Annotated in this window: 19 protein-coding genes and 1 tRNA gene; 3 read left to right on the top strand and 17 right to left on the bottom strand. The window is 59.1% G+C overall.

Features of this window, described 5'->3' with window-relative positions; all coding sequences use genetic code 11:
* The first annotated feature begins 2 nt into the window (after positions 1-2).
* The gene (gene livG / locus BMZ63_RS03360; protein ID WP_091701628.1) at positions 3-758 is read left to right on the top strand and encodes a high-affinity branched-chain amino acid ABC transporter ATP-binding protein LivG; all 756 of its coding nucleotides are present in this window, start codon (positions 3-5) and stop codon (positions 756-758) included.
* A gap of 8 nt (positions 759-766) precedes the next feature.
* Positions 767-1,468 (top strand): ABC transporter ATP-binding protein, encoded by a 702-nt coding sequence (locus BMZ63_RS03355; RefSeq protein ID WP_091701625.1) that lies wholly within the window; start codon positions 767-769, stop codon positions 1,466-1,468.
* Between the two features lie 83 nt (positions 1,469-1,551).
* Here the strand turns inward: BMZ63_RS03355 and pnp are convergent, their stop codons facing one another.
* The 13 genes from pnp to ftsH form a co-directional block, all read right to left on the bottom strand.
* Positions 1,552-3,645, bottom strand: a complete 2,094-nt coding sequence (pnp, locus tag BMZ63_RS03350) for a polyribonucleotide nucleotidyltransferase (RefSeq protein ID WP_373296667.1) — start codon at positions 3,643-3,645, stop codon at positions 1,552-1,554.
* Between the two features lie 336 nt (positions 3,646-3,981).
* Positions 3,982-4,251: a 30S ribosomal protein S15 gene (rpsO, locus tag BMZ63_RS03345; protein WP_091701620.1), complete on the bottom strand. Its 270-nt coding sequence runs from the start codon at positions 4,249-4,251 to the stop codon at positions 3,982-3,984.
* 83 nt (positions 4,252-4,334) lie between these two features.
* Positions 4,335-5,261: a tRNA pseudouridine(55) synthase TruB gene (gene truB / locus BMZ63_RS03340; protein WP_091701617.1), complete on the bottom strand. Its 927-nt coding sequence runs from the start codon at positions 5,259-5,261 to the stop codon at positions 4,335-4,337.
* On the bottom strand, positions 5,258-5,689 hold the full coding sequence (gene rbfA, locus BMZ63_RS03335; protein WP_091701614.1) for a 30S ribosome-binding factor RbfA: 432 nt from the start codon (positions 5,687-5,689) through the stop codon (positions 5,258-5,260). Before rbfA ends, truB begins: the two co-directional genes overlap by 4 nt.
* A complete protein-coding gene (infB, locus tag BMZ63_RS03330) occupies positions 5,689-8,250 on the bottom strand; it encodes a translation initiation factor IF-2 (protein ID WP_091701613.1) in 2,562 nt (853 codons plus the stop codon). Before infB ends, rbfA begins: the two co-directional genes overlap by 1 nt.
* A 20-nt stretch (positions 8,251-8,270) precedes the next feature.
* The gene (gene nusA, locus BMZ63_RS03325; protein WP_091701610.1) at positions 8,271-9,764 is read right to left on the bottom strand and encodes a transcription termination factor NusA; all 1,494 of its coding nucleotides are present in this window, start codon (positions 9,762-9,764) and stop codon (positions 8,271-8,273) included.
* A 71-nt stretch (positions 9,765-9,835) separates the two neighbouring features.
* Positions 9,836-10,297 carry a ribosome maturation factor RimP gene (gene rimP, locus BMZ63_RS03320; protein WP_091701608.1) on the bottom strand — a complete coding sequence of 154 codons (462 nt, stop codon included), beginning with the start codon at positions 10,295-10,297 and terminating at the stop codon, positions 9,836-9,838.
* A gap of 309 nt (positions 10,298-10,606) precedes the next feature.
* Positions 10,607-10,691: transfer RNA gene (locus BMZ63_RS03315), tRNA-Leu, on the bottom strand.
* A gap of 7 nt (positions 10,692-10,698) precedes the next feature.
* Positions 10,699-11,082, bottom strand: coding sequence for a preprotein translocase subunit SecG (gene secG, locus BMZ63_RS03310; protein ID WP_091701605.1), 384 nt, complete (start codon positions 11,080-11,082; stop codon positions 10,699-10,701).
* A 24-nt stretch (positions 11,083-11,106) separates the two neighbouring features.
* The gene (gene tpiA, locus BMZ63_RS03305) at positions 11,107-11,865 is read right to left on the bottom strand and encodes a triose-phosphate isomerase (RefSeq protein ID WP_091701603.1); all 759 of its coding nucleotides are present in this window, start codon (positions 11,863-11,865) and stop codon (positions 11,107-11,109) included.
* An 86-nt stretch (positions 11,866-11,951) separates the two neighbouring features.
* A complete protein-coding gene (gene glmM / locus BMZ63_RS03300; RefSeq protein WP_091701600.1) occupies positions 11,952-13,295 on the bottom strand; it encodes a phosphoglucosamine mutase in 1,344 nt (447 codons plus the stop codon).
* Positions 13,295-14,125: a dihydropteroate synthase gene (gene folP, locus BMZ63_RS03295; protein ID WP_091701597.1), complete on the bottom strand. Its 831-nt coding sequence runs from the start codon at positions 14,123-14,125 to the stop codon at positions 13,295-13,297. The genes glmM and folP overlap by 1 nt, the downstream gene beginning before the upstream one ends.
* A 97-nt stretch (positions 14,126-14,222) precedes the next feature.
* Positions 14,223-16,169, bottom strand: a complete 1,947-nt coding sequence (gene ftsH, locus BMZ63_RS03290) for an ATP-dependent zinc metalloprotease FtsH (RefSeq protein WP_177187017.1) — start codon at positions 16,167-16,169, stop codon at positions 14,223-14,225.
* A gap of 448 nt (positions 16,170-16,617) precedes the next feature.
* On the opposite strand from ftsH, the gene yhbY reads away from it, so the two are divergent.
* Positions 16,618-16,926, top strand: a complete 309-nt coding sequence (gene yhbY, locus BMZ63_RS03285) for a ribosome assembly RNA-binding protein YhbY (protein WP_091701594.1) — start codon at positions 16,618-16,620, stop codon at positions 16,924-16,926.
* A gap of 147 nt (positions 16,927-17,073) precedes the next feature.
* On the opposite strand, the gene greA is transcribed toward yhbY, so the two are convergent.
* From greA to dapB, 4 genes are all read right to left on the bottom strand, one after another.
* Entirely contained in the window at positions 17,074-17,553 is a 480-nt protein-coding gene (greA, locus tag BMZ63_RS03280) for a transcription elongation factor GreA (protein ID WP_091701592.1), read from the bottom strand.
* Positions 17,554-17,558: 5 nt separating this feature from the next.
* Complete coding sequence (gene carB, locus BMZ63_RS03275; protein WP_091701589.1) at positions 17,559-20,777, bottom strand: carbamoyl-phosphate synthase large subunit; 3,219 nt, start codon at positions 20,775-20,777, stop codon at positions 17,559-17,561.
* Positions 20,778-20,857: 80 nt separating this feature from the next.
* Positions 20,858-21,991: a glutamine-hydrolyzing carbamoyl-phosphate synthase small subunit gene (gene carA / locus BMZ63_RS03270; protein ID WP_177187016.1), complete on the bottom strand. Its 1,134-nt coding sequence runs from the start codon at positions 21,989-21,991 to the stop codon at positions 20,858-20,860.
* Positions 21,992-22,175: 184 nt separating this feature from the next.
* The gene (dapB, locus tag BMZ63_RS03265; protein ID WP_091701584.1) at positions 22,176-22,976 is read right to left on the bottom strand and encodes a 4-hydroxy-tetrahydrodipicolinate reductase; all 801 of its coding nucleotides are present in this window, start codon (positions 22,974-22,976) and stop codon (positions 22,176-22,178) included.
* Between the last annotated feature and the right edge of the window lie 3 nt (positions 22,977-22,979).

Below are 22,979 nucleotides of genomic sequence, written 5' to 3'. Positions count from 1 at the left end.
GTATGCTGGAAGTGAAAAATCTGTCCATGCGTTTCGGCGGCCTGCTGGCGGTGGATCAGGTCAGCGTGGATGTGCAGGAGCATGAGATTGTCTCCATCATCGGCCCGAACGGGGCCGGCAAAACCACCGTATTCAACTGCATCAGCGGGTTTTACAAACCGACAGGTGGGCAAATTCTTTTCGAGGGCAAGGAAATTCAGGGCAAGCCGGATTACAGGATCTCCCGTATGGGCATGGTGCGTACGTTTCAGCACGTGCGACTGTTCGGCAACATGACCGTGGTGGAAAACCTGCTTGTGGCCCAACATCGGCATGTGAACACCAACCTGCTGGCCGGCCTGCTGAAAACCCCGGATTACCGCGCCCGTGAAAAGCGTTCGCTGGACCGTGCGCGCTACTGGCTAAACCGGGTGGGCCTGCTGGACATGGCCAACCGGGAGGCCGGCAACCTGGCCTATGGCCAGCAACGGCGGCTGGAAATCGCCCGCTGCATGGTCACCGAACCCAAACTGCTGATGCTGGACGAGCCCGCCGCGGGTCTGAACCCGGCCGAAACCCGTGAGCTCGACCAGTTGATTGTCAGCCTGAAAGAGGATTACCACGTGTCGGTGCTGCTGATTGAGCACGACATGAGCCTGGTGATGGGTATTTCCGATCGCATCAATGTGATCAGTCAGGGCCGGCCCTTGGCCAGTGGCAAGCCCGAGGAAATCCGCCAGAACGACGACGTGATCAAAGCTTATCTGGGCGAGGCCTGAGGAACACTATGCTGGTACTGGAAAACGTTCATACCCATTACGGCAAAATTGAAGCCTTGCACGGGGTGTCTGTGGAGGTTAAACGTGGCGAAATCGTCTCCCTGATTGGTGCCAACGGCGCAGGTAAAACCACTCTGCTGATGACCGTATGCGGCAACCCCCAGGCCTGTTCGGGCCGGGTATTGCTGGAAGGCCGGGACATTACCCGCGAGCCCACGGCACAGATCATGCGTTCGGGCATTGCCATCGTACCGGAAGGCCGAAGGGTATTCTCCGGGCTAACGGTGGAAGAAAACCTGCACATGGGCGGGTTCTTCAACACCAAGTCGGAAATCCGTGAGAGCCTCGACCACGTTTATCATCTGTTCCCGCGCCTGAAGGAGCGCGAGCAGCAACGGGCCGGCACCATGTCCGGTGGCGAGCAGCAGATGCTGGCCATTGGGCGGGCACTGATGAGCAAGCCACGCATGATTATCCTTGACGAGCCTTCGCTGGGGCTGGCGCCGCTGATCATCCAGCAGATCTTCGAAATCATCGGGCAGCTCCGGGAGGAAGGCATCACCGTCTTTCTGGTGGAACAGAACGCCCACCAGGCCCTGGGCCTGGCGGACCGGGGGTACGTTCTGGAAACCGGCCGCATCCGCCTGCACGACACCGGCAAGAACCTGCTGAACAACCCGGAAGTTCGGGAGGCCTACCTGGGCGGTTAACCCCCGGTCGTCATTCGCTCAGGCACAAAAAAGCCCGCCAGACTCAGAGCCTAGCGGGCTTTTTATTCAGACCGGAGCGGGAATTACTCGCCCAGGTCGGTCGGCTGTTCGCCTTCCTTCACTTCCTTCATGGACAGCTTCACGCGGCCACGGTTGTCCACATCCAGAACCTTGACCAGCACTTCCTGGCCTTCGCTCATCTCGTCAGTCACGTTTTCCACGCGGTGGTCAGCGATCTGGGAGATGTGTACCAGGCCATCTTTGCCCGGCAGGATGTTAACAAAGGCACCGAAGTCGACGATGCGCTCAACGCGGCCCTTGTAGATGGCACCCACCTCAATCTCGGCGGTGATTTCCTTCACTCGCTTCACAGCAGCCTGTGCGGCGGCCTGATTGTCGGCGTAGATCTTCACGTTGCCGTCATCGTCCAGGTCGATGGAGGCACCGGTCTCGTCGCAGATGGAACGAATGGTGGCGCCGCCCTTACCGATCACGTCACGGATCTTGTCCGGGTCGATCTTGATAGTGGTGATGCTCGGCGCACGATCAGACAGTTCGGCACGCGGCTCGGCGATGACCTTGTTCATCTCGCCCAGGATGTGCTGACGTGCGCTGTAGGCCTGCTCCAGAGCAATTTCCATGATCTCGTCGGTGATGCCGTTGATCTTGATGTCCATCTGCAGGGCAGTCACACCGTCTTTGGTACCGGCAACCTTGAAGTCCATGTCGCCCAGGTGGTCTTCGTCACCCAGGATGTCAGTCAGAACGGCGAATTTGTCGCCTTCCTTGACCAGACCCATGGCGATACCGGCGACCGGTGCCTTCAGCGGTACGCCCGCATCCATCAGCGCCAGGGAAGAGCCACACACGGAAGCCATGGAGCTGGAACCGTTGGACTCGGTGATCTCGGACACCGCACGGATGGCGTACGGGAATTCCTCGATGGTCGGCATAACCGCCGCCACACCACGCTTGGCCAGACGACCGTGACCGATTTCACGACGGCCCGGAGAGCCCATACGACCAGCTTCGCCCACGGAGTACGGAGGGAAGTTGTAGTGGAACAGGAACGGGTCCTTGCGCTCGCCTTCCAGTGCATCAATGATCTGCACGTCACGGGTGGTGCCCAGCGTGGCAGTCACGATGGCCTGGGTTTCACCACGGGTGAACAGGGCGGAACCATGAACGGACGGCAGGATGCCGACTTCCACTTCGATCGGGCGCACGGTCTTGTTGTCACGACCATCGATGCGCGGCTTGCCATCGATCACCTGTTGGCGAACCACGGTTTTCTCAACCTTGCCGAAGTACTTCTTCACTTCGTCTTCGGCTGGCTTGCCGTCGTCTTCTTCCGTGCTGGCCAGCTTCTCAACCGCTTCGGTCTTGATCTCACCCAGACGCGCGTAACGGTCCATCTTGTCGCGGATGCTGTAGGCTTCCTCGATGGCCGCGCCGAATTCGCTCTGGATGGCATTCAGCAGCTCGGTGTTTTCCGGCTCCGGCTGCCATTCCCAGCGCGGCTTGCCGTTTTCAGCGGCAAATTCCTTGATGGCGCTGATGGCGGTCTGCATCTCCTGGTGGCCAAACAGAACGGCGCCCAGCATCTGATCTTCGGTCAGGCCCTTGGCTTCGGATTCCACCATCAGCACCGCTTCGTCGGTACCGGCAACAACCATGTCCAGCGATGAGCTTGCCAGCTCTTCGAAGGTCGGGTTCAGGAAGTAACCCTTCTCGTTGGTGTAACCCACACGGGCGGCACCGATCGGGCCGTCAAACGGAATGCCGGAGACAGCCAGCGCCGCAGAGGCGGCCAGCATGGCGGCGATATCCGGGTCATGCTCCTTGCTGGCGGACATGACGGTACAAACCACCTGTACTTCGTTCATGTAGCCGTTCGGAAACAGCGGGCGGATCGGACGGTCGATCAGACGCGAGGTCAGGGTTTCTTTCTCGGAAGGACGACCCTCTCGCTTGAAGAAACCACCCGGAATTTTACCGGCGGCGTAGGTTTTTTCCTGATAGTTAACGGTCAGCGGGAAAAAGCCCTGGCCCGGCTTCGGCTCCTTGGCACCAACAACGGTACCCAGCACGGCGGTATCGCCAGTGGAGACCAGAACCGCACCAGTTGCCTGGCGGGCAATACGACCGGTTTCCAGGGTGAAGGTCTCGCCACCCATTTCAAAGGTTTTCTTACGTGGTTGCAGATCCACAACAGACTCCTGAGTTTTCGAAGATATCGTCAGTTATGTGAACCAAAGGCAACCCGTCTGAAAGCTAACAGGCTGTTGCAAAACCCCGGTAAGGCGTGCAGTTGCCACTGCAGCACCCGGGCTTTTCAACAACCTGCTATTTATATCGGCTTTCAGTTGCGACAGGGAGCACCCTTCGGTTTCACGGACACATTTATTGCGGTTTTCGCCCTCCGGCTTTCCCGGAAAGGGCCAGCACAGACAGCGGGAGAGAAGCACGGCGAACCCCGGAACCCCGGGGCCGCCATCAATCGCCAATCCGGCTTAGCGACGCAGACCCAGACGCTGGATGAGATCCAGGTAACGGTCAGCGTTTTTACGCTTCAGGTAGTCCAGCAGCTTACGACGCTGGTTTACCATGCGGATAAGACCACGGCGGGAATGGTGATCCTGCTTGTTGGTCTTGAAGTGATCCTGCAGCTTGTCGATGTTGGCGCTCAACAGGGCCACCTGAACTTCAGGGGAACCTGTATCACCTTCGGCTTGCTGAAAATCCTTGACGATCTGAGCTTTCTCGTTGGCAGACAGTGCCATATTACACCTCATTAGTTGCGATGCTTATCGAATTCAGCCGAACCGCGCATCTCTACAGCCCGGCTAATCAGCCAGCGGAAAACTTAGGACCGCTGGCTGCTCTTGACCAACCGACGGGGCACCAGTTCAATGCCTTCGTCCATTGGTAATGCTTCTGCCAGCCCGACAAACGAGTGATTGCCATACAGGCGCACATACCCTTCGACAGGCTGATCGGTCATTTTAACCGGTTGTCCGTTCAATATCGATACCAACGATGGCCCGGAAAGCTGCACCTCCGGAAACATGGTCAATGCGCTTTCCGGCGGCAACAGCAGGCCGTCCAGGCTTTCGCCTTTTTCGCGCATGGCTTCCAGTTCCGGAACCGCGTGGGCGTCCTCCAGTGTGTAACCGGAGGCCATGGTGCGACGCAGGGCACTGACGTGGGCGCTACAGCCCAGGGCGTTGCCGATGTCCTCGACCAGGGAACGCACGTAAGTGCCCTTGGTACAGCTCACCGCCAGGTCCAGCTCGTTCTCGCGCATGGCGAGCAAGGTCAGTTCATGGATAGTGACCGGACGGGCCGGGCGATCGATCTCGATACCTTCCCGGGCGTATTCATAGAGCGGACGCCCCTGGTGCTTGAGCGCCGAGTACATGGACGGCACCTGCTCAATGGGACCACGGAACCGCTCCAGCACCTGCTCCACGTCGGCCTCGGTCAAGGCCGGCACCGGGTTTTCTTCCACCACGGCGCCTTCACTATCGCCGGTTTCGGTGCGAATACCTAGCCTGGCGGTGGTGACATAGGCCTTGTCACTGTCGAGCATCATCTGGGAAAACTTGGTGGCTTCACCAAAGCACAGCGGCAGAACGCCGGTAGCGAGGGGATCAAGCGCTCCGGTATGGCCGGCCTTGGCCGCACCGTACAGGCGTTTGACCTGCTGAAGAATTCCATTGGAGGTGACACCCTGGGGTTTATCAATCACCAGGATGCCATTTACGTTGCGGCCTTTGCGTTTACGGCTCAAGCGTCACGCTCCGGGTTATCAGATACCGGGTCGTCGTTGTCATCGCGGGGCACGGCCGGCTGGTCGCCCACCGCTTCGCGAATCAGGCGGTCCATCCTGCGGCTCTCGCCCTGCAGGGTATCGAAATGGAAGCGCAGTTGCGGCACCACACGCAGCTTCATGGCACGGCCAATCTGGCCACGCAGAAAGCCCGACACTTTATTCAGTACCTGCAGACAGTCCTGAATCTCCGGTGACTCTTCAGTCAGCTCTTCGGTAGAGAGCAAAGACACATAGATATCGGCGTAGCCCAGGTCACGACTGACTTTCACATCGTTGATCGTGACCAGTCCCACGCGAGGGTCTTTCACCTCGCGCTGGATCAGTTGGGCCAGCTCACGCTGCATCTGATCGCCGATGCGATCAACGCGACTGTATTCCCGTGCCATCAGGCCCCCGTGGATTCGAGCTGACGTTCAACCTGGACGCGATCGAAGACTTCGATCTGGTCACCGACTTTCACATCGTAACCCTTCACGCCGATACCGCACTCCATGCCGTTACGCACTTCCTGAACGTCGTCCTTGAAGCGGCGCAGGGATTCCAGCTCGCCTTCGAAGATCACCACGTTATCACGCAGCACACGAATCGGCTTGTTACGGTAGACGTTGCCCTCGGTCACCATGCAGCCGGCCACCTGGCCGAACTTCGGTGAACGGAAGACATCACGCACATCGGCCACGCCCAGGATCTGCTCGCGGAATTCCGGCGCCAGCATGCCAGTCAGGGCCGCTTTCACGTCATCAATCAGGTTGTAGATGATGCTGTAGTAGCGCAGATCCAGGTTTTCCTGCTCCACCAGCTTCTTGGCGGCGTTGTCGGCACGCACGTTGAAGCCGAAGATCACGGCGTTGGTAGCCATGGCCAGGCTGACGTCGGTTTCGGCAATACCGCCGACACCGGAATAGACGATTTTCACCTGAACTTCGTCGTTACCCAGATCCTGCAGAGCCTTGACGATGGCTTCCAGGGAACCGCGCACGTCGGTCTTGAGCACGACATTGAGGGTCTTGACCTCATCTTTGCCCATGTTCTCGAACATGTTCTCAAGCTTGGCCGCCTGCTGGCGCTGCAGACGCTGCTCGCGTTCACGGGTCTGGCGGAACTCGGCCAGCTCTTTGGCTTTTTTCTCGTCAGCGACAACGAAGAACTCGTCACCGGCGTCCGGCGTGCCGTTCAGACCGAGGATTTCCACCGGAATGGACGGCCCGGCTTCTTTCACCTGTTTGCCGGCTTCGTCGGTCATCGCGCGGATCTTGCCGTAGTAGGCGCCCGCCACCAGGGTATCGCCCTGGCGCAAGGTGCCGTTCTGTACCAGCACAGTGGCAACGGAACCACGACCGCGTTCCAGACTGGATTCAACCACCACGCCTTTGGCGCTGGCATCCGGAGATGCTTCCAGCTCGAGAATTTCCGCCTGCAGCAGCAGGGCTTCAAGCAGATCGTCGATACCTTCACCGGTCTTGGCCGAGACCGGAACGAACTGGACATCGCCGCCCCAGTCTTCCGGAATAACGTCCATGCCGGCCAGTTCGTTCTTGATGCGGTCCGGATCGGCTTCTTCCTTGTCCATCTTGTTGATGGCCACGACGATCGGCACGCCTGCGGAGCGGGCATGATCCACCGCTTCCTTGGTTTGCGGCATCACACCGTCGTCGGCGGCGACCACCAGGACAACCACGTCGGTGCACTGGGCACCACGGGCACGCATGGCGGTAAACGCGGCGTGGCCCGGGGTATCCAGGAAGGACACCATGCCGTGGCCGGTTTCCACGTGATAAGCACCGATGTGCTGGGTAATACCACCGGACTCGCCTGATGCCACCTTGGTGCGACGGATGTAGTCCAGCAGGGAGGTCTTACCGTGGTCGACGTGACCCATGACACTGACAACCGGCGCACGCTTGACCTTCTCTTTGCCCTCGGCCTGTTCGCTCAGTTCGCTCAGCACCTCTTCCTCGAAGGCGTCTTCACTGGTGGCCTTGGGCTTGTGACCCAGCTCTTCGGTCACCAGAATCGCGGTTTCCTGATCCAGAGCCTGGTTGATGGTGGCCATCACGCCCATGCCCATCAGGGTTTTGATCACATCGGCGGATTTCACCGCCATGCGCTGGGCCAGATCACCGACGGTGATGGTTTCCGGGATCTCTACTTCTCTAACCATAGGTTTGGTCGGTCTCTCGAAGGCGTGTCGCTTCTGTTTCGGTTTCTTTTTGGCTCGCAGCTGTTTGCGGGGAACCACTTCTTCGTCGTCCTCCGACAGCACCACCGGCTCGTCAACCGGACGATTACGCGGGCCACGATGGCCAGCCTTTTTCTTCTTAGGCTTGCCTTCTTCCAGATCATCACCCCGGTCGCGGGCCTTTTCCTTCTCTTTCTTTTTCTTCGGTTTGCGGTCGCGGCCGTCATCTTCCGGCGGCGGCATCGGCATATCTTCAGGCTGCGGTTCTGGCTCGCTCACCTTTTCTTCCGACGCCTTCTCAGCCGCAGGCTCGACTGCTTTTTGTTCCGGCTCGGCAGGAGCCGGAGCTTCGGCCGGCTTGGCCGCTGGTTCAGCTGTCACTTCCGGAGCATTCTGCTCGGGCGCCTGTTCCGGCGCGGCCTTACTTTCCACCGGCGCTTCCGGTTTTTCCGCTTCCTGCGCCGCTTCCGGCTGCAATTCTGCCCGCTTCACATAGGTGCGGCGCTTACGCACTTCAACGTTGACGGTTTTGGCCTTACCCGCCTTCAACGTAGTGGTCGTTTTACGCTTGAGCGTGATCTTGCGCGGTTCGGCATCGGCCTCACCGTGGGTCTTTCTCAGATAGGCCACCAACTGCTGCTTCTCATCGCTGGTGACAGTGTCATTCTCGCTGCGGGCTTTCAGGCCCGCTTCCACGATCTGCTTCAGCAAACGATCCACGGGAGCGCCTACATCTGCGGCCAGTTGTTTTACCGTTACATCAGCCATACTGGTCCTCCTCTCCCGAATCAAGCCTGGTCTTCAAACCAGGGGGCACGTGCCGCCATAATCAACTGGCCCGCACGCTCTTCATCCATACCTTCAATTTCGAGCAATTCATCAATGGATTGCTCGGCCAGATCTTCCATCGTACGCACGCCCATACCGGCCAGCTTGAAGGCCAGGGCACGCTCCATACCTTCCATGTTGAGAAGATCTTCTGCCGGTTCCGCCCCTTCCAGGGCTTCTTCGCTCGCCAGCGCCTGGTTCAACAGGGCATCCTTGGCGCGGTTACGCAGCTCGGTGACGGTTTCTTCATCGAAACCGTCGATCGCCAGCATTTCCTCCATCGGCACATACGCCACTTCTTCAATGGAGGTGAAGCCTTCCTCAATCAACACACCCGCAAATTCTTCATCCACATCCAGATTGCTGATGAAGTGCTCCAGCAAACGGCTGTATTCCTCTTCCTGGCGCTCACCGGCTTCTTCTTCGGTCATCACATTCAGCGACCAGCCGGTCAGATCCGTGGCCAGGCGAACGTTCTGCCCATTACGGCCGATGGCCTGGGCCAGATTGTCTTCTGCAACGGCCACATCCATGGTGTGACGATCTTCGTCCATCACGATGGAAGCCACTTCGGCCGGCGCCATGGCGTTAATTACCAGTTGAGCCGGGTTGTCATCGTACAGGACGATGTCGACACGCTCGCCGCCCAGTTCATTGGACACCGCCTGCACACGGGAGCCCCGCATACCAACGCAGGCGCCAACCGGATCGATACGGCGGTCGTTGGTTTTCACCGAGATTTTCGCGCGGGAACCCGGGTCACGGGCGGCACCGCGGATCTCAATCAGATCCTCGGCAATTTCCGGCACTTCGATACGGAACAGCTCAATCAGCATTTGCGGGTCGGTGCGGCTGAGAATCAGCTGCGGACCGCGATGATCCGTGCGGATCTCGAGCAGTAGCGCGCGCACCCGGTCGCCCATGCGGAAAGTTTCCCGGGGGATCAGGTGTTCCCTTGGCAGCAGCGCTTCAGCATTGTTGCCGAGATCGACAATCACATTGTCGCGGGTAACTTTTTTCACGGTACCGGACACAAGTTCACCCACACGGTCCCGGTAGCTGTCGACGATTTTCGTGCGCTCAGCTTCCCGCACTTTCTGGAAGATGATCTGCTTGGCCGCCTGGGCGCCAATCCGGCCGAAGGAGACCGACTCCACTTTCTCTTCGTGGATATCACCCGGCTTCAGGTTCGGGTCAATTTCCTCGGCTTCCTGCAGAGTCAGCTCGGTACCCAGCGCAGGCACGGCATCGTTGTCCACGACCAGCCAACGACGGAAGGTTTCGTACTCACCGGTGCGGCGGTCGATGGCAACCCGGATGTCCGCTTCCTCGTCTTCATAACGTTTCTTGGCAGCGGTCGCGAGGGCGAGTTCAATCGCCTCGAAAATCACATCCTTCTCCACGCCTTTTTCGTTGGAGACGGATTCCACTACCAGCAAAATCTCTTTACTCATGGGATTGCCCTGCCCTTAATATGATCGATACTTCTGAAACTTGTTCGAGCGAATGATACAAACGTCCGAGCCTATTCAAACGTCGGGACGATGCTGGCCTTCTCGATGCTGTCGAAGGGCAGCAGATATTCGTGATCATCGACCACAATGACCACTTCGTCACCTTCCACGCCCTTGATCAGGCCCTGGAATTTCCGGCGGCCTTCGAAAGCCATGCGCAACCGGATTTTGACCTTGTGACCAACAAATTCCTGATACTGCTCCAGGCGGAATAACGGCCGATCCATTCCGGGAGACGACACTTCCAGGGTGTATTCACTCTGAATCGGGTCTTCCACGTCCATCACGCCGCTGACCTGCCGGCTGACTTTCTCGCAGTCTTCGATGCTGATGCCATTGTCGGCATCATCAATAAAAATACGGAGCATGGATTCGTGGCCCCGGGAGCGGAATTCAATGCCCCAGAGTTCATACCCCAGTCCTTCCACGACCGGCCGCAGAATTTCTTCCAGTTGCTTGAGCTTGGCTGACAAGTGTCGCCGCCTCCATTTTCAGGTTTTCAGAATTCACAAACAAAAAAAGGGCTGTTGATCAGCCCTTTTTATGCACAGGGCCTTTTGCGCCAGGCCCTTTAATCAAAAAACCCCGGATAACGGGGCTTTTTGTTGCAAGAATTCGCAAGGAACAGCCCCAAGCTGTTCCCGCCGACAGACACCTGGCCTGCCCGGAAGCCTGCGTGGACACAGGCTCCGATATCCGCCGGAGTATAGAGACGCCGCGCGGAGTGGTCAAGGACTGACCAAAAAAAACGGCCTGGGAATACCAAGCCGCCTTCTTCTATATGGTGCCCGGGGCCGGACTCGAACCGGCACGGCTCTCGCCACTACCCCCTCAAGATAGCGTGTCTACCAATTTCACCACCCGGGCATATTCTTTACTCGAGTTCCGGAAGCTCTTCGGAGCCGCCTTCCTCACTTTCACTGCCGCTTTCGGCATTGCCGGCAGGCGCGTCATCAACAGAGGGTGAACCCGAGGACTCCTCAACAACCGGAATACCCGCTTCACCCGCCACTTCGGCGCGCTGCTTGGCGAAAATCGCCAGCGAAAAACTGGTCACGAAAAAGACAACGGCCAACAGGGTCGTCATCTTGGTCAGGAAGCTGCCGCTACCCTGACTGCCAAATACGGTTTGAGACGCGCCGCCACCAAAAGCCGCACCGGCATCTGCGCCCTTACCCTGCTGGATCAGAACCAGACCCACCAGCGCCACGGCGATCACGACGTGAACAGTAACTACCAGTGTTTCCATCCAATCCATACAAACTCTCGTAATCGATTTGGCTTACGCACCCACCGGGAATGACCGGCAAATGCTCAAAAACTCGTCGGCCTTAAGCGATGCTCCGCCAATAAGACCACCATCAATATCCGGCTCTGCAAACAGAGCGGCCGCATTATCCGCTTTTACACTGCCGCCGTAAAGTACCGAAACCTCATTTGCAGGCGCATTCATAGATTCAAGCACTTCGCGAATGTGTAAATGCATGGCCTGGGCGTCTTCCGAAGTCGCCGTTTTACCCGTTCCGATGGCCCACACCGGCTCGTAGGCAACAACCACCTGAGCCCATTCGTCGCCCTGAATGCCGGCCAGCCCGCTTTCAATCTGGCTGGCAACCACCTGTTCGGCGCGACCCGATTCCCGCTGCTGCAGGGTTTCGCCCACGCAAACCATTGCCACAAGGCCATTTTCGATCACGCGGCGGACTTTCTCGGCCACCACCTGGTCGGTTTCGGCAAAATACTCCCGGCGCTCTGAGTGACCAACCAGAACATAACGGCACCCCAGGTCGGCAGCCATGGACGCTGACACTTCACCGGTGTAAGCACCGGATTGCCAGGGCGCAACATTCTGCACGCCCACTTGCAACTTGTCCTGCGCTGCTGAAAGTACCGGACTGACATACAAGGCCGGAGGCACGATAACCACTTCTGGACTGCCCGAAAAGTCTCCCGCTTGAGCAGCGACGGTGCCAACCAACTGGTCTACCAGGTCTTTCGACCCGTTCATTTTCCAGTTTCCAGCTACAATTTTTCGACGCATTGCTCTATCTCGACAGCCCTCGAATTCAGCGAGGGCGAACTATACAGCAGACCCTTGCGGCGCACAAGCCACGCCCGGCAAGGGCCTCAGGCGCGGGACGCTTCCACCGCCCTGGCCAACTGATCGGCAACGCGTGAAATCTCGTCGGCATTTTTGCCCTCGGCCATGACCCGGATCAGCGGCTCGGTTCCGGACGCCCGGAGCAGAATCCTGCCCGCATCGCCCAGCGCTTGCTCTGCCTCCCGCACCGCCTGGCGAATGTCGTCCCGCGCCAGTGGATCAAACCGCTCTGCCACCCGCACGTTCACCATTTTCTGGGGCAACTTGTTCATTCCCTTGCGCAGCTGCTGCAGGGTCTGCCCGGAACGGCGAACCGCCAGTAACACCTGTAGGGCAGACACAATACCGTCACCGGTGGTGGTGCAATCCCGGATCACCATGTGGCCGGAGCCTTCACCGCCAACCAGCCAGTTATTGGCCAGCAGACGCTCCATCACATAACGGTCTCCCACCTTGGCACGCTCAAATGCAATGCCTGCAGCCTGCAGGGCCAGCTCAACCCCCAGGTTGGTCATCAGCGTACCCACAACGCCCCCATTCAGGCGGCCCTCACGGTGACGCTGGGAAGCCAGGATATAAAGCAGCTCGTCGCCATCGATTTCCGAACCGTCGCGGTCGACCATCAGTACGCGGTCACCGTCGCCGTCAAAGGCAATACCCATATCCGCCTGTTTTTCCGCCACGGTCTTTTTCAGCGCGTCCAGATGGGTTGAGCCCACGTTAAGGTTGATGTTCAGACCGTCAGGTTCGGCACCGATCGTGGTGACTCTGGCCCCCAACTCCCGGAACACCTTGGGGGCCACATGGTAGGTGGCGCCATGGGCGCAATCGAGCACGATATGCAGGCCATCCAGGGTAAACTCGTTGGGCACTGTGCTCTTGCAGAACTCCACGTAACGGCCCGGGGCATCATCCACCCGGCTCGCCTTGCCCAGTTCTTCCGGTTCGCAGACCTCGATGGGGCGGTCGAGCCAGCGCTCGATTTCCTCCTCCAGGGCGTCATCAAGCTTGGTGCCCGCCGCCGAGAAGAACTTGATGCCATTGTCGTGGTGGGGGTTATGGGAGGCACTGATGACAATGCCCGCCGAGGCGCGGAATGTCCGGGTCAGATAGGCAATGGCCGGGGTTGGCATGGGGCCAAGCAGTTTGACATCCACGCCGGCGGCCGAAAGCCCGGCCTCAAGCGCCGATTCAAACATATACCCCGAAAGACGAGTGTCTTTGCCGATCAAGACGCTGTTGCGCTGGCCTTCCTGCTTGAACGCCTGGCCCGCCGCCCATCCCAGGTGCAGCATGAAATCCGGGGTAATGGGGCTGTCCCCGACCCGACCACGTATGCCATCGGTTCCAAAATATTTTCTGCCTGCCATTACAGGGCCTCCCTTGTAGCCTGCACCACGTTTACCGCGTCGACGGTTTCACGTACATCGTGAACGCGCAAAATACTTGCGCCTTTCATGGCGGATATTGTCGCGGCTGCCAGACTGCCGGGCAAGCGTTCATCGACCTCCCGCCCGGTCACGGCACCAAGCATGGACTTGCGGGACACCCCGATCAGCAGCGGATGTCCGAGGATATGCAGTTGTTCGAGACTGGCCAGCAACTGGAAGTTGTGGGCAACCGATTTACCAAAACCAAATCCCGGGTCCAGGATGATATTGTCCGCCGGGATACCGGCGCTCTCCGCCACCCGCATGCGCTCGGTCAGAAACGAGCTGACCTCCCGGCGCACATTCCGATAGCGGGGATCATCCTGCATGGACTCCGGCTCGCCCTGAATATGCATGATGCACACGGGAATGCCGACCTCCGCGGCCGCCTCCGGCGCACCCGGACGCTGCAGGGCTCGCACGTCGTTGATCAGCCCCGCCCCCAGCTTGGCGGTTTCCCTGATAACTACCGGGTTACTGGTATCAACAGAAATGACTACATCCAGTTCGCGGGCAACGGCCTCGACCACCGGGCATACCCGATCGAGCTCCTGCTGGGTCGATACCGGCGTGGCGCCGGGCCTGGTGGATTCGCCACCGACATCCACAAACGTGGCACCGTCTGCCACCATCTGCCGGGCCCGGGACAAGGCTGCTGCCGGAGCATTGTATTGTCCGCCATCGGAAAACGAGTCCGGGGTAACGTTCACTATCCCCATAACATGGCAGCGGGACAGATCCAGACGACGGCCTGCAAAATTCATTTCCATGGTGTGGTTTCCAGACAAGAATTCATCGCGGGTAGGAAAAACAAACGCCGCCCGGGAACCGGGCGGCGCGGATTACTGCGGTCTGTACGGCCAGTTGTCAATGCTCGCCGGCAGGGCGACCTACGTCCGGGCGGCGACCGTCATCGCCCCGCTCGGGGCTTGCAGCCGGCTCGGGCTCATCGGCCTTGACGCCACCACTTGGACCACTGTCACCCCAATTCTTGGGCGGACGGGGCTCATGACCGGCCATGATGTCGTCGATCTGACCGCTGTCGATGGTCTCGTACTTCATCAACGCATGGGCCATCAAGTCCAGCTTGTCCCGATTGTCGATCAGGATCTGCTTGGCCTTTTCATAGCAGCTGTCGATGATGTTACGAACTTCCTCATCGATGCGCTGGGCGGTTTCCGGCGAATAAACCGTGTGGGACTGGCCTGCGGAACGGCCCAGGAACGGCTCTTCGCTCTCGGTGTCGTATTGCAGAGGTCCCAGCTTCTCGGACAGCCCCCACTTGGTCACCATGTTACGGGCCAACTGGGTGGCGCGTTCGATATCGTTGGAAGCACCCGTGGTTACCCCATCAAAACCCAGAGTCAGCTCCTCTGCGATCCGGCCACCGAACAGGCTACAGATCGAGCTGATCAGGTAACGCTTGGAGTGACTGTATTTGTCCTCCTCCGGCAGGAACATGGTCACACCCAGGGCACGGCCACGGGGAATGATACTGACCTTGTACACCGGATCATGTTCCGGCATCAGGCGACCAACGATCGCATGACCGGACTCGTGATAAGCGGTGTTCAGCTTCTCTTTCTCGTTCATCACCATGGACTTGCGCTCGGCGCCCATCATGATCTTGTCTTTCGCCAACTCCAGCTCTTCCATGGTCACCAGACGCTGATTGCGACGGGCGGCAAACAGTGCGGCCTCGTTTACCAGGTTAGCCAGGTCGGCACCGGAAAAGCCGGGCGTACCACGGGCAATCGTCGAGGGCTCAACACCATCGGCCAGCGGCACTTTCTTCAGGTGAACTTTCAGAATCTGCTCACGACCAATGATGTCCGGCAGGCTGACCACCACCTGACGGTCAAAGCGACCGGGGCGCAGCAGCGCCGGGTCCAGCACGTCCGGACGGTTGGTCGCGGCAATGACGATAACACCTTCGTTGCCTTCAAAGCCGTCCATTTCCACCAGCAACTGGTTCAGGGTCTGCTCACGTTCGTCGTGACCACCACCCATGCCAGCGCCACGATGACGACCCACGGCATCAATCTCGTCGATGAAGATAATGCACGGGCTCTGCTTCTTGGCCTGCTCGAACATGTCGCGAACACGGGACGCACCCACACCCACGAACATTTCCACGAAGTCGGAACCGGAAATGGAGAAGAATGGAACCTTGGCTTCACCGGCAATGGCCTTGGCCAGCAGGGTCTTACCGGTACCCGGAGGACCGACCATCAGCACGCCCTTGGGAATCTGACCGCCCAGGCGCTGGAATTTGCTCGGGTCACGCAGGAAATCCACCAGTTCTTTGACGTCTTCCTTGGCCTCGTCGCAACCTGCCACGTCACCAAAGGTGGTCTTGATCTGGTCTTCACTCATCAGGCGCGCCTTGGATTTACCAAAGGACATGGGGCCTTTGCCACCAGCGCCCCCGCCTTGCATCTGGCGCATGAAGAACACAAACAACGCAATAATGATCAAAATCGGGAAAGCCGCCACCAGCAACTGCGTCCACAGGCTCTGGCGTTCTGGTTCCTTGCCGATCACTTCCACGTCATTGGCCAGCAGGTCATCCATCAACTTGTTGTCGGACACCTGCGGGCGGATGGTCTGGAACTGGGACCCGTCACCCCGGGTGCCCTGTACCTGCAGTCCATCGATGGTTACTTGCCGAACCTGGCCCTGCTGGACCATTTCAACAAACTGGGAATAGTTAACTTGTTGCCCGCTGGTAGTGGGAGAGAAATTCTGAAACACCATCAGCAGAACAGCGGCTATGATTAGCCAGAGAACCAGATTTTTTGCCATATCGTTCAAGGATCATCACCTGTGAATTGTCGGAACAGCGCTGTCAGGCCACCGCTCCTTTTATCGACACCTTACACTAATTGTACGCCGCTCCACCAGAAACAGCCCACTATCGCGGCCTTCCGGCAGCAGCCCCATGGCCCTGGAGGTATCAACGTCAGCCATACCACTCATAGTGGGCGCAACATCCGAAATTACAACGTCTGCCCGGGAACGGCAGCCATCTTCCTGGGATTTTTGACCCAGACACCCTCGAAATGTTCCTGCAGCCACTGGCCACGGGATTCAGAGCGGGCAAAACCAACCGCCAGCACTTGCGGAAATCACCAGAGACACCTGTAGGGGAACACGCCCATTCGTGACTCCGGCCAATCTGTTACAATTGCCGGATTATACGATGATGTCAGCCAATACGCCGCTGACCTTTTGTTAATTGCACCCATAAAGAGATCACATAATGAGTTTGTCACCGGAACAACGCCGGGAATACCGGGCCATTGCCCACAACCTGAAGCCTGTCATCATTGTTGGCGACAAGGGCCTTTCCGAAGGCCTCCAGGAAGAGCTGGAACGGGCCCTGAACGACCACGAGCTGATCAAGATAAAAGTCGCCAGCCCGGATCGTGAAGTGCGACGCGAAGCCATCGAGGCCCTGTGCGAAGCCTCCGGTGCCGAACTGGTACAGACCATCGGCAAGATCGCCGTAATCCTGCGCCGTGCCAAGCAGCCGAATCCTAAGTTGTCCAACCTGCTAAGAAATAAATAATTTTTTGCCACGGAAGAACACGAAAAACTGACTAACGATACTGATTGGTCGTCTTTTAATTTCGTGTTCTTTCGTGGGTTTAGTGGCCAGAAAACAAAAAGCCGGCCTGGGGAATCCCACGCCGGCTTTTTAGTTGCCCGGAGCACCTTAGATGTACTCCACCTCCGCAATTTCGTACTCCACGGTACCTGAAGGAATGCGGATCGCGACCACATCGCCCTCGTTCTTGCCCACCAGCGCGCGGGCGATGGGCGAGGAGATCGACAGCTTGCCTGCCTTGATGTCTGCCTCGTCCTCACCAACGATCTGGTAGGACACTTCCTCGTCGGTATCCATATTCACCAGGTGCACGGTGGTGCCGAAAATCACCTTTCCGGTGTTTTCCATGGTGGTGACATCGATCACCTGGGCGGCACCCAGCTTGCCTTCGATTTCCTGGATACGGCCCTCGATGAAGCTCTGCTGCTCACGCGCGGCGTGGTACTCGGCGTTCTCTTTCAAATCGCCGTGTTCCCGGGCGTCGGCAATGGCCGCGATCACCCGCGGCCGGTCTTCGGCTTTGAGCTTCTTCAGTTCTGCGCGCAGGCTCTCTTCCCCTGCTTTGGTCATGGGTACTCTGTCAGCCATAATTCTTACTTTCCTGCGTGTAGTTCCTGGAGACGACGAACGGTGCGCTCCGGACCAAACTTGATGGCCCGGCAGAACGCTTCGCCACCTGCCAGTGTCGTTGTATAGGTTGTCTTGGTCTGCAAGGCGGACTGGCGAATCTGCGCCGAGTCAGCAATGGCCTTGCGACCCTCGGTGGTGTTGATGATCAACTGCACCTGGCCATTCTTGATGGCATCAACAATATGCGGCCGACCTTCACGGACCTTGTTCACCCGCTCGGCCTCAACACCCGCCTCGGCCAGCGCCTGGGCGGTGCCGGTGGTGGCGATGATACGGAAACCGGCTTCCTGCAGGTCGCGCGCCACCTTGGCCGCTGCAGGCTTGTCGACATCCCGCACCGACATGAAAGCCACACCCTTGACCGGCAAACGCTCACCGGACGCCAGGGAAGCCTTGGCGAAGGCCTCATCAAAGCTGTCGCCGATGCCCATCACTTCGCCAGTGGACTTCATTTCCGGGCCGAGAATCGGATCGACCGCCGGGAATTTGTTGAACGGGAACACAGACTCTTTCACCGAGTAGTGTTCCGGTACAATTTCCTGGGTGAAGTTCAGCTCTTTCAGGGTTTTACCGGACATGACCCGAGCCGCGACCGCCGCCAGGGAAACGCCCACCGCCTTGGACACAAACGGCACCGTCCGCGAGGCCCGCGGGTTCACCTCGATCACGTAGATCTCGCCGTCCTGCCAGGCCAGCTGCACGTTCATCAGGCCGATCACATCCAGCTCGATGGCCATTTTCTTCACCGCCTCGCGCATTTCATCCTGCACCTCTTTGGGCAGGGTATACGGGGGCAGTGAACAGGCGGAGTCACCGGAGTGCACGCCAGCCTGCTCGATATGCTGCATGATGCCGCCGATCACCACGTCGGTGCCGTCGGAGATGGCATCGATGTCTACCTCGATGGCCGCGTTCAGGAAGTGATCCAGCAGTACCGGGCTGTCGTTGGACACCAGCACCGCGCTGCGCATGTAGTGCACCAGTTCCTTCTCGTCATAGACGATTTCCATGGCGCGGCCGCCCAGCACATAGGATGGACGAACCACCAGCGGGTAGCCAATCTCGCGAGCCGCCAGGATGCCTTCCTCGTGGCTGCGCACGGTGGCGTTTTCCGGCTGTTTCAGACCCAGGCGCTGGATCATCTGCTGGAAGCGCTCGCGGTCCTCGGCGCGATCGATGGCGTCCGGGCTGGTGCCAATGATGGGCACGCCGGCCGCCTCCAGCCCACGGGCCAGCTTCAGCGGAGTCTGGCCGCCGTACTGGACAATCACGCCCTTGGGCTTCTCGATGTAGACGATTTCCAGCACGTCCTCGAGGGTGATCGGCTCGAAATACAACCGGTCGGAGGTGTCGTAATCGGTGGACACGGTCTCCGGGTTGCAGTTGATCATGATGGTTTCGTAACCGTCCTCGCGCATGGCCAGGGCGGCGTGAACACAGCAGTAATCGAACTCGATGCCCTGGCCGATCCGGTTCGGGCCACCACCAATCACCACGATTTTATCGCGATCCGAAACATCCGACTCACACTCCTCCTCATAGGTGGAGTACATGTAGGCGGTGTCGGAGGCGAATTCCGCGGCACAGGTGTCCACGCGCTTGTAAACCGGGCGCACGTCCAGGTCGTGGCGCAGCTTGCGCAGGCTGACTTCGGAAATGCCCAGCAGCTTGGCCAGGCGGGCGTCCGAGAAGCCCTTGCGCTTGAGGCGGAACAGGGTGGCTTTGTCGATATCGGCCTTGCCGGCGGACTTCAGCATTTCCTCTTCGCGGATCAGATCCTCGATCTGCACCAGGTACCAGGGGTCCACATGGGTGTTGCGGAACACTTCCTCGACGGTCATCCCGGAGCGGAAGGCATCGCCGATGTACCAGATGCGCTCGGCGCCCGGCACGTTCAGCTCGCGGGTCAGGGTCTCTTTCGAGCTTTCCGACTGCAGGTCTTCCAGTTTCTCATCCATGCCCTCGGAGCCGACTTCGAGACCGCGCAGGGCTTTCTGCAGGGACTCCTGGAAGGTGCGACCAATCGCCATCACCTCACCCACGGATTTCATCTGGGTGGTCAGGCGGGCGTCCGCCTGCGGGAATTTTTCGAAGGTGAAACGCGGAATCTTGGTAACCACGTAGTCGATGCTGGGCTCGAACGAGGCCGGGGTCACGCCGCCGGTGATTTCGTTCTGCAGTTCATCGAGGGTGTAACCCACCGCCAGCTTGGCCGCCACTTTGGCGATCGGGAAGCCGGTGGCCTTGGAGGCCAGCGCCGAGGAACGGGATACCCGAGGGTTCATTTCGATAACGACCATGCGGCCGGTGTCCGGGTTAATGCCGAACTGCACGTTGGAGCCGCCGGTTTCCACCCCGATTTCACGCAGAACCGCCAGGGAGGCGTTCCGCATGATCTGGTATTCCTTATCGGTCAGGGTCTGGGCCGGGGCCACGGTGATGGAGTCACCGGTGTGCACGCCCATGGCGTCGAAGTTCTCGATGGAGCAGACGATGATGCAGTTGTCGTTTTTGTCACGGACAACTTCCATCTCGTACTCTTTCCAGCCGATCAGGGATTCGTCGATCAGCAGCTCGTTGGTCGGGGACAGGTCGAGGCCGCGAGTACAGATTTCCTCGAACTCTTCCTTGTTGTAGGCAATACCACCGCCAGAGCCACCCATGGTGAAGGACGGACGGATGATGCAGGGGAAACCGATGTCTTCTGAGACTTCCCAGGCTTCCGCCATGGAGTGGGCGATGGTGGCGCGGGGGCACTCCAGGCCGATCTTGCGCATGGCCTTGTCGAAACGGTCTCGGTCTTCGGCTTTATCGATGGTGTCGGCGTTGGCGCCGATCATTTCCACGCCGTGTTTTTCCAGGATGCCGTGTTTTTCCAGATCCAGCGCGCAGTTCAATGCGGTCTGCCCCCCCATGGTGGGCAGCAGGGCATCCGGCTGTTCCTTTTCGATGATCTTTTCGACGGTTTTCCAGGTGATCGGCTCGATGTAGGTGGCATCGGCCATGACCGGATCGGTCATGATGGTGGCCGGGTTGGAGTTCACCAGAATCACCCGGTAACCCTCTTCACGCAGGGCCTTACACGCCTGCGCGCCGGAATAGTCGAATTCGCACGCCTGCCCGATCACGATGGGGCCGGCGCCCAGGATCAGGATGCTTTTGATATCAGTACGTTTTGGCATGTCTCGGTAAACCTGTCAGCAACTTTGAATTCTTTCGCGCTGTTGGCAGCGCCCGTGAGTTATCCGTGATGGCCTTGCCTTCAGGCAGATCGCTTTTCCATCAACTGGATGAACTCGTCAAACAGCGGCGCCACATCGTGGGGGCCGGGGCTGGCTTCCGGGTGACCCTGGAAGCTGTAGGCCGGCTTGTCGGTGCGGCGAATGCCCTGCAGGGTGCCGTCAAACAGCGACTTGTGGGTGGCTTCCACGTTGGCCGGCAGGCTGGCCTCGTCCACCGCAAAGCCGTGGTTCTGGCTGGTGATCATTACCGTGCCCTTGGCGATGTCCTGTACCGGGTGGTTGGCGCCGTGGTGACCATGGCCCATCTTCATGGATTTGGCACCACTGGCCAGGGCCAGCAACTGGTGCCCCAGGCAGATACCGAACACCGGAATGTCGGTTTCCAGCACTTCCTTGATGGCCTTGATGGCGTAGTCGCAGGGCTCGGGGTCGCCCGGGCCGTTGGACAGGAAGATGCCATCGGGATTCATGGCCAGCACCTCGGAGGCCGGGGTCTGGGCCGGCACCACGGTGATGTCACAACCGCGCGAGGCAAGCATGCGCAGGATGTTGTATTTCACGCCGTAGTCCCAGGCCACCACCTTGAACTTTGACTCGGTGCGCTCACCGTAGCCGCCACCCTTCAGGCTCCATTCAGTCTGGCTCCACTGGTAGGGCTTTTCGCAGGTGGCTTCTTTGGCCAGGTCCATGCCCTTGAGGCCAGGGAAGGCGTTGGCCAGTTCCAGGGCGCGTTCGGCGGTGGCGTTTTCACCGGCCACAACGGCGCCGTTCTGGGAACCTTTGTCGCGCAGGATGCGAGTGAGGCGGCGGGTATCGATATCTGCAATACCAACAACGTTGTTGCTTCGCAGGTAGTCATCCAGGCTCTGCTGGTTGCGCCAGCTGCTGGCGAGCAGGGGCAGATCGCGGATGATCAGGCCGGCGGCCTGAATGCGATCGGATTCCACGTCTTCTTCGTTAACACCGGTGTTGCCAATGTGCGGATACGTGAGGGTCACGATCTGGCGGGAATAGGACGGGTCGGTCAGGATTTCCTGGTAGCCGGTCATGGCGGTGTTGAACACCACCTCGCCGCTGGTTTCGCCGTCTGCGCCAATGGCGGTGCCGTAGAAGAGGCTTCCGTCTGCGAGTGCAAGGATTGCTGGTGTGCTCAAGGCTTGTATCCTCATCGAGTGGCGGTAAGTTCGTCACGAACAGGAACGCAAGCGCATATTCAGGTTGCAAAAAAGCGAGACAGAGTAAAACCCGGTCCCGCTTTTTCAAAAACTTGTTAATGTTACGCTTGGTGCAGTCAAATCGCCTTATTGTAAGAAATCTGGCGATTTTTGTCCACGGCTATTACTTGAGTCCTAGAACATCCTGCATATCGTACAACCCCACCGGCTTGTCCTTCAGCCACAGCGCCGCACGCATGGCGCCCTTGGCGAAGGTCATGCGGCTGTTGGCCTTGTGGGTGACTTCGATGCGCTCGCCTTCGGTGGCGAACAGTACGGTGTGATCACCCACCACATCGCCGGCACGAATGGTTTCGAAGCCAATTTCCTTGCGGGTGCGCTCGCCGGTGAAGCCTTCGCGACCGTAGACGGCGCATTCTTTCAGATCACGACCCAGGGCACCGGCCACCACTTCGCCCATGCGCAAAGCCGTACCCGAGGGGGCGTCTTTCTTGTGGCGGTGGTGGGCTTCGATGATTTCCACGTCGTAGTCGTCGCCCAGGGTGGCGGCGGCGGTGCGCAGCAGGTTGAGGACGACGTTGACGCCCACACTCATATTGGGGGCGAAGACCACCGGGGTGGATTCGGCCGCCAGGGCGAGCTGGGCTTTTTCGGCATCGGTGAGGCCGGTGGTGCCGACCACGAGCATTTTGCCGTTGGCCTTGCAGAACCCGGCGTTTTCCAGGGTGAGGTCCGGGAAGGTGAAGTCGACCAGTACGTCGAAGTCGTCTTTCACCGCTTCCAGGCTGTCGGCCATTTTCACGCCGGTTTTACCGATGCCGGTCATTTCGCCGGCGTCGGCACCCACCAGGCTGCTACCGGGCTGCACAATGGCAGCGCCGAGTTCCAGCCCTTCGGTGCCGTCGACAGCTTCGATCAACACTTTGCCCATGCGCCCGGCGGCGCCGATGATTGCTACCCGCATTGG

Source organism: Marinobacter persicus (assembly GCF_900114155.1).
Lineage (GTDB): Bacteria > Pseudomonadota > Gammaproteobacteria > Pseudomonadales > Oleiphilaceae > Marinobacter > Marinobacter persicus.
Note: the sequence above shows the minus strand (reverse complement) of the source record. Positions and strands in the feature narration are given on the sequence as shown.